Genomic DNA, 11,159 nt, shown 5'->3' on the forward strand with positions numbered 1-11,159 from the left:
GCCGAGCACGGTGCAGATCATCGTCATCATCACCGGCCGCACGCGGATGATCGAGGCCTGCTCGATCGCTTCGCGCACGCCAAGCCCGCGATCGCGCAGCTGGTTGGCGAATTCGACGATCAGGATGCCGTTCTTGGCCATGACGCCAACCAAAAGCACCAGGCCGATCTGGCTGTAGGCGTTGAGACTGGTGCCCGAGAGCAGAAGCGCGAAAATCGCGCAGGCCAGTCCGAGCGGCACCGTCGCCATGATGATGACGGCACTGACGAAACTTTCGAACTGGGCGGCCAGCACCAAAAGGATGATGACCAGCGCGAAGCCGAAAATGGTGATCATGGCGCTGTTGGTTTCGCCCAGCGTCGCCGCCTCGGCCAGAGGCAGGATGCGGCTGCCCGCAGGCAGCAGCGGCGTGGCGATCTCCTCGGCGCGGGTGAGCGCGTCGCCAAGCGCGAAGTCGCCACTGAGGTTGGAGGTGATGGCCACCGAGGGCTGCTGCTGTTCGCGCGACAGCGATGGCGGTACGGCACGTTCGGTCAGCGTGGCGATGGTCGACATCGGCACGAAACGTCCGTCTGCCGTCTTCAGGAAGATGTTTTCCAGATCGGTCGGATCGTTGATCGGATTGGTGGTCGAGACCAGCTTCACGCCGTAGCTGCGGTCGGCAATGTAGACGTCGACGACATCGTTGCCGTCGAGCATGGCCTGCAAGGTGTTGGCCAGTCCCGATATGTCGATGCCGAGGTCGGAGGCGCGCTCGCGGTCGATGGCCACGGCGAGCTGCGGTTGCGTCGGGTCGATCGACAGGCGCGGTGTCTGGAAGCGCGCGTCCTTCTGCATCTCGGCGATGATCTTCACGGCTGCGTCGCCGAGCGCCTTGCGGTCGTTGCCGACCAGCGCGAACTGCAGGCCGTTGCCGGCGCCACGGATGCCGAGGCTGTTGGGCTGTACCGGGAAGATGCGCACGCTCGGCACCTGCCTGGTCAACTGGCTGATCTCGGCCATGATCTCCTGCTGGCTGCGGCTGCGCTCGTTCCACGGCGCCAACGTCATCACCATGAAGCCGGAATTGTAGGAGCCGTTCTGGCCGGCATTCTCGAAGGTCGAGCGGATCTCGCCGGAATCGCGCATCGGCTGGATCAGTCTCTCGATCTTCTGCATCTGCTGCGTCGTATAGTCGAGGCTGACGCCTTGCGGGGCGCTGATGCGCAGAAGCACGGCGGCGCGGTCCTCGGTCGGCGTCAGCTCCTGGCGGATGGTGCCGAACAGCGTGAAGGCGGTGCCGGCAAACAGCACCGCGACCAGAAGCACGATCCATGGCGCGTCGAGGCAGGCGTGTAGGCCGCGCTTGTAGGCCGTATTGAGCGCGCCGCCGATGCGGGCGCCGATGCCATGGCCCCCTTCGTGGTGGAGCGATGCGCTGGTCAGCATGCGCGAGGCGAGCATCGGGCACAGCGTCAGCGCCACAACGCAGGACAATAGCACCGACATGGCAAGCACGAAGCCGAATTCGCGGAACAGGCCGCCGGTCTGGCCGGGCAGGAACGAAATCGGCACGAAGACGGCGACCAGCGTCAAGGTGGTGGCAATGACGGCGAAAAACACTTCCTGCGCGCCAAGCACGGCGGCGGCGCGGGGCCCCATGCCTTCATTGCGTCGTCGCACGATGTTTTCGAGCACGACGATGGCGTCGTCGACGACCAGTCCCGTCGCCAGCACCAGAGCGAGCAGGGTCAGGATGTTGACCGAGAAGCCGGCCAGATAGATGGCAGCGATGGTGCCGATCATGGCGACCGGCATCGACAGGCCGGGGATCAGCGTCGCGCGCCAGTCGAGGAGAAACACATAGATGACGATCAGCACCATGGTCACGGACAGGCCGAGTGCGATCTCGACCTCGTGCACCGCGCCCTTGACGAAGACGGCGTCGTCGCTGGTGATCTTGATCGACATGCCCTTGGGCAGGTTTTCCTGCAGCTTGGCGACGGCGGACTGGACGCCGGTCGAGATGTCCAGCGTGTTCGATTCCGCCTGGCGGATGATGCCGATGCCGATGCCGGTCTTGCCATCCGAGCGCAGCGTGGTCTGGCCGACGTCGGGACCGAGCGTGACGGTGGCGACGTCGCGGATGCGCGTCGTGCCGCCGACAATGATGTTTTCGAACTCTTCCGGCGTGGTCACGTCGGCAGTCGTGCGGACGATCAGGTCCTGGTTGGTCGTGGTGATCGAACCGGCAGGGGAATCGAAAGCGACCGAGGCAAGGGCGGCCCTGAGATCGGCAACCGTGAAGCCGAGGCTGGCCAGCTTGTTCTGGTCGACATCGATGCGAAAGATCTTGTCGCGGTCGCCATAGACCTGGACGTCGGCAACGCCGGGCACGGCGGCAAGCTCGTCCTCGATCTGGTCCTGGACCACCACGGTCATGTCCTGGATCGACATGTTGTCCGAGGTCACCGCCAGTCGCATCACCGCGTCGGAATTGGCGTCGGCCTTGACGATGCGCGGCGGATCGGCGGTGTCGGGCATCTGATTGGCGACGCGGCCGACAGCATCACGCACGTCCGAGGCGGCGACATTCAGATCGACGCCGTCGTTGAACTCGATGGTGACGCGGCTCGAGCCGAACGAGGAAGACGACGAGATCGACTTGACGCCTGAGACGCGGGCGACGGCGCCCTCGATCGTGTCGGTCAGTTCGCGGTCGACGGTCTCGGCCGCCGCGCCCTCGAAGGTGGTGGAAACAGTGACGACCGCGCGGTCGACATCAGGCAGTTCGCGGATCTCGACGCCGTAGAAAGCGGCCAGGCCGGCGACCGCAATCAGTGTGTTGAGCACGAAGGCCATGACCGGCCTGCGGATGAACAGGGCGGTGAAGCCGGTCTCGCTGGCGGTGTTGATGGTTCCGGTCATGAGCCTGCGGCGGCGTCCGCGGCGCGCTGCTTTTCGCCGGCAAGGCGAACCGCGCCGCCCTCGCTGACGCTCTGGGTGCCTTCTGTGACCACCATGTCGCCATTGTCGATCTCGGCGTCGATCAGCACGGTCTCGGTGTTGCGCTGGATGATGCGCACCGGGACCCGCCTGGCCTTGCCATCCTCGATCTGCCAGACATAGGCGCCGTCCGACCCCCACAGGATCGCCAGCGGGCTGACGGCCGGATAGGTTTGCCCCGGAAATTTCATGGTGATGCCGAACGACATGCCGGCGCGCAGCGAATCGGCCGGGTTGGCGATCTTGGCCTTGACCAGCAGCGTGCGACTCTTTTCATCGATGTGGTTGTCGATGGCCGAAACGGTGCCGCTATAGGCGTTGCTGGGATTGGCGATCGGCGTCGCCGTCAATTGCGCACCGACCTTGACGGCGGCGGCGAAGCGCTCGGGTACCAGGAAATCGACCAGGATCGAGGACCGGTCGTCGAGCGTGGCGATGGCCGACTGGTTGGTGACGTAATTGCCGGCCGAGATCGGCAGGATGCCGACGGTGCCGGCGATCGGCGCCAGGATCGACCGGCGCTGCAGTGCAAGTTCCGCGTCCTGAAGCGCCAGCTTGGCGCCCGCCAGCACCACCTCGGCATCAGCCACGGCTACCGGGGTCGCGGCATTGGAGGCACGCAGCGACTTAACGCGGTCGAGCTTGGACTGAGCGTCCTGCAAGGCGAGCTTGGCACGGTCCTGAGAGATCACTTCGGTCTCGGAATCGAGGGTGGCGAGGATCTGTCCCTTCTCGACATGGCTGCCGGATTCGACCAGCAGTTCGGCGAGGCGGCCGGAGCTGTAAGGATTGACGGTCACCGAGGCGTTGGCACGGCCGGTGCCGATCGCCTGCAGGCGGTCGTTGATAACAGCCGAAGTGGCCGCCAAGGCGACCACGTTCACCCGCTGGTTGCCGTTGCGGCCGTTTGCCTGCCTCGCGTTGGCGGCACCGGTTTCAGCCGGGGGCGTTGCCGCGTAAGCCCAGTCGATGCCCCAACGTGCCAGCACGTCCGGTGCGCCGGGATAAAAGCGCAGCCAGGCGGCTGCCGCCACCACCAGCACCACGAGTGCAAAAAGTATCTGTTTCCAGGCGGCCATCAGCACTCCGGTTGGTAAAACAATCCTTCCGTCTACCGGTTTCCCGAAATGAAGCAGACGCAGCGAGGCTATTGTAAGGCAAAGAAGCCGTCTCGATATCGCGTCTTTATGACAATTCTCCGGGGGCTGCGCACATTAAATATATGTAACGTTTGAGAAAATATGCGTAACGCTTCGGATCATCGCATATGCACTAACGCAGACTTTCCATCTCGCGAATGCGTTTGGCGCCTTCTGCTTCCAGTTGCCTGGTGACGGCGCCGATCAGCGTTTCGGCGACGACGAAAAGGGCCGCCGATGAATCCCATGCCGACGGCACTGCGGTTCGTCCGGCGATGACATGGCGAGCAAGGCGGGCGATCGGCGACAGCCACTGGTCGGTGAACAGTACGATCTGCACGCCACGCTGATGCGCCTTCTCGGCGAAGCGGAGGAGGCTGTCCTGGTAGCGCCTGATGTCGAAGATGACCAGCACGTCGCGCTTGCCCATGTCGATCAGCCGGTCACGCCACATGCTTTCCTGCCCGGCGAGGTGAAAGACATCCGGCTGGATGATGGCGAGGTGGGCGGCCATGTAGCGCGCCAGCGGATCGGTGAAGCGGCCGCCGATCAGGAAGGTCTTGCCGCGCCGGTCCGCCAGCCGGGCGGCGATGTCGGCAAGCTGCTTGTCGGACAGGTGCCTGAATGTCTCGCGCATATTGTCGAGCGTCGCTTCCAGCATCGGCGACACGGTCCCGCCGCCGGGCGAGGGCGGATTGAGCGTCCTTGTCGCCGGCGATTGCAGTTGCGCCGCCAGTTCGTCCTGCAGGCTCGACTGGAACTCCGGATAGTTCTGAAAGCCCAACCGGGCGACGAAACGCAGGATTGTCGGCGAGGAAACGCCGGCTGCGGCCGAGAATTCAGCGACCGTTTTCAAGCCGATCATCGGGTAGAAGGCAATCAGTGTCTGGGCCGCGCGCCGTTCGCTGGCCGGCATCGTGCCGACGCGGTCGGCGATCAGTTCGGCAATGTTGGAAATCATCTTTTCCCCACCCTTGGCTCGGTCGATGGTCTTTTCCGAAATCGCATTTGACAAAGCCGGACAAACTGTATGAAATCATCCACAGGGACGCAATGAGGCAAAATACGTAACATACGATACAGCGCTCCCCGGGGACGGCAGAGTATGGAGAAAGCACGGCCCGCCAGCCTTGCATCGTCTGATACCGTAAGGGTGACGAACCCCGGCGGATCAAGCCCTTTCGTGCTGACCTGCGATCACGCCTCGAACTTCCTGCCCGCCGAATTCGGCACGCTCGGCCTTGCTGTCGAGGACCTGTCGCGCCACATCGCCTGGGATCCCGGCGCGCTGCCGGTTGCCCGCCGCATGGCGCAGGCGCTCGACGCGACGCTCGTCGAAACCCGCATTTCGCGCCTTGTCATCGACTGCAACCGGCCGCTTGACGCGCCCGACCTGGTGCCGCCGGTCAGTGAGACAACGGCCATACCGGGCAATGCCGGCCTGTCGGAAAGTGAGCGTGCCGCGCGTGTCGCGCTTTCGTGGCGCCCTTTCCACGATACGATTGCGGATATCATCAGCCACAGGCTGTCACACGGTCAGGAAACGCGGCTGGTTTCGGTCCATTCCTTCACGCCGGTATACAAGGGCCGCAACCGGCCCTGGCATATCGGCATCATCCATGACGAGGATCGCCGGCTGGCGGCGCCGCTGATATCGGCGCTGAAGCGGCTTTCCGGTGTCACCGTCGGGGTCAACGAGCCGTATTCACCTGATGACCGCGTCTATTTCACGCTGGAACGGCATGCGCGCTCGCGCGGACTGCCCTGCGCGATGATCGAAATCCGCAATGACGAAATCGCCGGCGAGACCGGGCAGCGGAAATGGGCGGATCTGCTCACGGGCATTTTTTCGGATCTGGAGCCAGAGGAGGCCGGACACACCAGATCGCATTCAGTCGGAAAGTCAGTTCAATCGGCTAGCTAGGGCGGGATCTCATCCCGACCCGAAAACCAACAGGGGACACTAAAATGGCAGCACCGGGTTATACTGAAGTTGACAAGGCGGAGGACGTAAAGCACCTCCACAGCATGGGCTATGCCCAGGAATTGGAGCGGCGCCTCAGTCGCTTTTCGAACTTCGCCGTTTCCTTCTCCATCATCTGCATCCTGTCGGGCGGCATCAATTCGCTGGCCCAGGCCACCTCCGGCGCCGGCGGCATCGGCATCGGCATCGGCTGGCTGGTCGGCTGCTTCGTTTCGCTGACCTTTGCGGTCGCCATGTCGCAGATCAGCTCGGCCTATCCGACGGCCGGCGGCCTCTATCACTGGGGTTCGATCCTCGGCAACCGCGGCACCGGCTGGGTCACCGCATGGCTCAATCTGCTCGGCCTGATCACCGTGCTCGGCGCCATCAATGTCGGCACCTGGACGTTTTTCATCGGCGCTTTCGGCCCGACGCTCGGAATCGAAGGCACGCTGACAAACCAGATGATCTTTCTGATCATCATCACCGGCGCGCAGGCGCTGATCAACCATCTCGGCATCAAGCTGACGGCGAAGCTGACCGATTTCTCGGGCTATCTCATCTTCTTCGGCTCGATCCTGATCGCCATCGTCTGCCTGGCTTCCGCTGAGACCTGGGATTTCAGCCGTCTCTTCACCTTCAAGAACTATTCCGGGGACGCAGGCGCCGGCGTGTGGCCATCCGTCTCGAATGCCTGGGTGTTCGCGCTCGGACTGTTGCTGCCGATCTACACGATCACCGGTTATGACGCTTCCGCGCACACCTCGGAGGAAACCATCAAGGCGGCTTCTTCCGTGCCGCGCGCCATGGTCATGTCGGTGATCTGGTCGGCCGTTTTCGGCTATCTGTTCCTGGCCGCCTTCGTGCTGATGATCCCGAACATGGACGATGCCGCCAAGCAGGGCTGGAACGTGTTCTTCTGGGCCTTCGACCAGCGTGTAAGCCCCGGCATCAAGGAGTTCGTCTACCTCGTCGTGTTCGTCGCGCAGCTGCTGTGCGGCCTTGCCACGGTGACGTCTGCCTCGCGCATGATCTTCGCCTTCTCGCGTGACGGCGGCCTGCCGGGTTCGGCGGCACTCGCCAAGGTCAGCCCGACCTACCGCACGCCGGTGGCGGCGATCTGGACGGCTTCGATCCTGTCGGTGCTGTTCGTCTGGGGTTCGACGCTGGTTTCGGTCGCAGGCACTTCGGCCTACACCATCGTGGTTTCCTGCACCGTCATCTTCCTGTTCCTCTCCTTCACCGTGCCGATCGTGCTCGGCATGCTCGCCTGGGGCACGCCGAAGTGGGACAAGATGGGTCCCTGGAACATGGGGCGCGGCGTGTTCATGCTGTTCGCCTTCCTGTCGATCGTCTCAATGATCCTGATCTTCATCATCGGCATCCAGCCGCCGAACGATTGGGCGCTCTACATCACCGTCGGCTTCTTCATCCTGACGGCAGTCGTCTGGTTCGGCTTCGAGAAGCGCCGCTTCCAGGGGCCGCCGCTCGGCGACATCATTGCGGCGCGTCAGGCGGCCATCAAGGCGGCCGAACAGGCAGTCGGCGAAACCGGCCACTGACCTCCACCATCATGGCCATGGCCGGCATCGTGCCGGCCATGGTTTCGTTCAACTCATTCAAAGCCCAAGCGCTGGAGTGCCAAAGGAATGGCCGGAAATTTCTCGTTCGATCAGTTGAAGAAAGCGGTCTCCAGCGGTGAGATCGACACCGTGCTGGCCTGCATCGTCGACATGCAGGGACGGCTGGCGGGAAAACGCTTCCTGGCGCAGTACTTCGTCGATTCCGCGCATGACGAAACGCATGGATGCAATTATCTGCTGGCCGCCGACATCGATATGGAGCCGGTGCCGGGTTACAAGGCGGCGAGTTGGTCGAAGGGCTATGGCGATTTCGTCATGAAGCCGGATCTCGCCACGCTGCGGCGCATTCCCTGGCTGGAAAAGACCGCGCTCGTGATCTGCGACGTGCTCGACCACCACACGCATGACGACCTGCCGCATTCGCCGCGCGCCATCTTGAAGAAGCAGGTCAAGCGGCTGAGCGAGCGCGGCTATATCGGCTATTTCGCATCCGAGCTCGAATTCTATCTGTTCAACGAGACCTACGATTCGGCCCGCAAGAAGCACTGGCAAGGTCTCGACACCGCATCGCCCTATATCGGCGACTACCAGATCGGCATCACCACCAAGGAAGAAGGCGTCATGCGCCGGCTTCGCAACGAAATGGAAGCGGCCGGCATTCCGATCGAGAATTCCAAGGGCGAGTGGGGTCCGGGCCAGGAAGAGATCAATGTGCGCTATGCCGAGGCGCTCGACATGGCCGACCGCCACGTCATCCTGAAGAACGGCGCCAAGGAAATCGCCGAGTCCGAGGGCAAGGCGATTTCGTTCATGTCCAAGTATAATTACGGGCTCGCCGGCAATTCCAGCCACATCCACAATTCGCTGTGGAGCGCCGACGGCAAGACACCGCTGTTCTTCGACAAAAAGGCCGACTGGACGCTGTCGACACTCGGCCAGCAATGGGCCGCCGGCCAGCTCAAATACGCCAAGGAATTCACCTGGTTCCTGGCGCCCTATATCAACTCCTACAAGCGCTTCCAGGCCGGCACCTTCGCGCCGACCAAGATCATGTGGAGCGAAGACAACCGCACCGCAGGCTTCCGCCTGTGCGGCGAGGGCACCAAGGGCATCCGCATGGAATGCCGCATCGGTGGCGCCGACCTCAACCCGTATCTTGCTTTCGCAGCCCTGATCGCCGCCGGCCTTGCCGGCATCGACGAAAAGCTGGAATTGCAGAAGCCGTTCGTCGGCGATGCCTATCAGGCATCTCGCCTGCCGGAGATTCCGAAGACGCTGCGCGATGCCACCGACACGCTGGCGAAGTCGAAGATGCTCAAGCAGGCGCTCGGCGAGGATGTGCTCGAACACTATGTCCACACCGCAAAGTGGGAGCAGTTCGAATACGACCGCCGGATTACGGATTGGGAACTGCACAGAGGTTTCGAGCGGTATTAGGTATCGGCGGTTCGTCGGCGCCACCCCTTCACTCTTAGCCTTTCCCCGTGGGGAGAGGCTGTCGGCAGGCAGATGAGGGGCAGCGCCAGGCCACACGATTTTGTTGTAGAATACGAGGACTTACAAAATGACCGAGACGGTCAAACTCATTACCCCCGTCGATGGCTCGATCTATGCCGAGCGGCCGATTGCTACAGACCAGGCGATCAACGCCGCAGTGGAACGCGCCAAGGCGGCGCAAGAGAAGTGGGCTGAGACACCTATCGTCGAGCGCGGCAAGTACATGTTGGCTATGCTGGAAGCGCTGGTCGCGATGACCGACGAGATCGTGCCGGAAATCGCCTGGCAGATGGGGCGGCCCGTGCGCTATGGCGGCGAATTCGGCGGCGTCAGGGAACGCACCAACTACATGGTCGAGATCGCCGAGCAGGCGCTCAAATCGGTGCCGGCCTCCAACCCCAAGGACGGTTTCCGCCGCTATGTGAAGAAAGACCCGCTCGGCGTCGTCATGGTGATCGCGCCGTGGAATTATCCCTATCTGACCGCCGTCAACACCATCGTGCCGGCGCTGATGGCCGGCAACACCGTGATCCTGAAGCATGCGGCGCAGACGCTGCTGGTCGGCGAGCGCTTTCAGCAGGCTTTCGACAAGATCGGCCTGCCCAAGGGCGTGTTCCAGAATGTCGTGCTGAACCACGCCCAGACCGAAAGGCTGCTCGGCTCGGGCAAGATCGACCACGTCAATTTCACCGGTTCGGTCGGCGGCGGCCGCGCCATCGAAAAGGCGGCGGCGGGCACCTTCATGACGCTCGGCCTCGAGCTTGGCGGCAAGGATCCGGCCTATGTGCTGCCCGACGCCAAGATGGACCATGCGGTCGCCAATCTGGTCGACGGCGCCTTCTACAATTCCGGCCAGTGCTGCTGCGGCATCGAACGCGTTTATGTGCACGAGAAGGTCTATGACGAATTCGTCGAAGGCTTCATCGCCGAGACAAAGAACTATGTCGTCGGCAATCCGCTCGATCAGGCGACGACGATGGGACCGATGGCGCAGGCGCGCTTTGCTGACCTGATCCGTGAACAGAAGGCGGAAGCGCTGCGCAAGGGTGCCAAGGCGCACATCAACATGAAGGTGGCTAACGACAAGGCTGGTTCGCCTTATCTGGCACCTGAGGTGCTGACAGAAGTCGATCATCAGATGAGCGTCATGCGCGAGGAAAGCTTTGGCCCGATCGTCGGCATCATGAAGGTGCGCAACGACGAAGAGGCGATCGCGCTGATGAACGACAGTCCCTACGGGCTGACCGCTTCGATCTGGACGCGCGATACCGAGCATGCCGTGGCGATCGGCAACCGCGTCGAGACCGGCACGGTGTTCATGAACCGCTGCGACTACCTCGACCCGGCCTTGGTCTGGACCGGCGTCAAGGACACCGGCAAGGGTGCGGGCTTGTCGGCCATCGGCTACGACAATCTGACCCGGCCGAAATCATTCCATCTGCGCGAAGCCATCTGATTTATTGAAAGACAAAAATGTCCAAGCTGATCTCCAAATGGAACTACCCCACCACCGTCCGCTTCGGCGCCGGCCGCATCAAGGAATTGCCTGAGGTGCTGGCGGCCACCGGCATCAAGCGGCCGTTGTTCGTCACCGACCCTGGACTGGCGAAACTGCCGGTCGTCGCCTCGACGCTGAAGATACTCGACGACGCCAAGGTTCCTTACGGCGTCTTCTCCGAGGTCAGGCCTAACCCGGTCGAGTCCAATCTGACCGCCGGCATCGCCGTGTTCAAGAAGGGCAAACATGACGGCGTCATCGCCTTCGGCGGCGGTTCGGCGCTCGATCTCGGCAAGCTGATCGCCTTCCAGGTCGGGCAGGTCAGGCCGGTATGGGATTTCGAGGATGTCGACGACTGGTGGACGCGCGCCAATTCGGACGCCATCGGTCCCATCGTCGTCGCCTGATCGAGCGGATTGCCGACGACATAGTTCTTTGTCTCGGCGATGAAGCCTTCGACGAATTCGTCATAGACCTTCTCGTGCACATAAACG

At 62.7% G+C, this 11,159-nt stretch carries 7 protein-coding genes and 2 pseudogenes; 5 read left to right on the plus strand and 4 right to left on the minus strand.

Annotated elements, in window-relative coordinates:
* The 3 genes from ENZ74_RS09160 to ENZ74_RS09170 all read right to left on the minus strand — a co-directional run.
* Nucleotides 1-2,907 (minus strand): efflux RND transporter permease subunit (locus ENZ74_RS09160; protein WP_164760977.1); only part of this gene is annotated, 2,907 nt, incomplete at its 3' end.
* Nucleotides 2,904-4,064, minus strand: coding sequence for an efflux RND transporter periplasmic adaptor subunit (locus ENZ74_RS09165; RefSeq protein ID WP_127312740.1), 1,161 nt, complete (start codon nt 4,062-4,064; stop codon nt 2,904-2,906). The genes ENZ74_RS09165 and ENZ74_RS09160, both read right to left, overlap by 4 nt.
* 193 nt (nt 4,065-4,257) lie before the next feature.
* Nucleotides 4,258-5,085: a MurR/RpiR family transcriptional regulator gene (locus ENZ74_RS09170; protein WP_063168963.1), complete on the minus strand. Its 828-nt coding sequence runs from the start codon at nt 5,083-5,085 to the stop codon at nt 4,258-4,260.
* 144 nt (nt 5,086-5,229) lie between these two features.
* Between ENZ74_RS09170 and ENZ74_RS09175 the strand changes: the two genes are divergently transcribed.
* The 5 genes and pseudogenes from ENZ74_RS09175 to ENZ74_RS09195 all read left to right on the plus strand — a co-directional run.
* On the plus strand, nt 5,230-6,048 hold the full coding sequence (locus ENZ74_RS09175; protein WP_024502760.1) for an N-formylglutamate amidohydrolase: 819 nt from the start codon (nt 5,230-5,232) through the stop codon (nt 6,046-6,048).
* 44 nt (nt 6,049-6,092) lie between these two features.
* Complete coding sequence (locus ENZ74_RS09180; RefSeq protein WP_013529681.1) at nt 6,093-7,649, plus strand: amino acid permease; 1,557 nt, start codon at nt 6,093-6,095, stop codon at nt 7,647-7,649.
* Nucleotides 7,650-7,736: 87 nt separating this feature from the next.
* A complete protein-coding gene (locus tag ENZ74_RS09185) occupies nt 7,737-9,107 on the plus strand; it encodes a glutamine synthetase family protein (protein ID WP_013529682.1) in 1,371 nt (456 codons plus the stop codon).
* Nucleotides 9,108-9,234: 127 nt separating this feature from the next.
* Nucleotides 9,235-10,623 (plus strand): aldehyde dehydrogenase family protein, encoded by a 1,389-nt coding sequence (locus tag ENZ74_RS09190; protein WP_063168962.1) that lies wholly within the window; start codon nt 9,235-9,237, stop codon nt 10,621-10,623.
* 17 nt (nt 10,624-10,640) lie between these two features.
* Nucleotides 10,641-11,063: pseudogene (locus ENZ74_RS09195) on the plus strand (iron-containing alcohol dehydrogenase); the annotation flags it as partial.
* Here the strand turns inward: ENZ74_RS09195 and ENZ74_RS09200 are convergent.
* Nucleotides 11,045-11,159: pseudogene (locus ENZ74_RS09200) on the minus strand (aldehyde dehydrogenase family protein); the annotation flags it as partial. The pseudogenes ENZ74_RS09195 and ENZ74_RS09200 overlap by 19 nt on opposite strands.

The sequence above is a fragment of the Mesorhizobium sp. M7A.F.Ca.CA.002.15.2.1 genome, from assembly GCF_003998715.1.
In the GTDB taxonomy this organism is placed as follows: Bacteria; Pseudomonadota; Alphaproteobacteria; order Rhizobiales; family Rhizobiaceae; genus Mesorhizobium; species Mesorhizobium ciceri.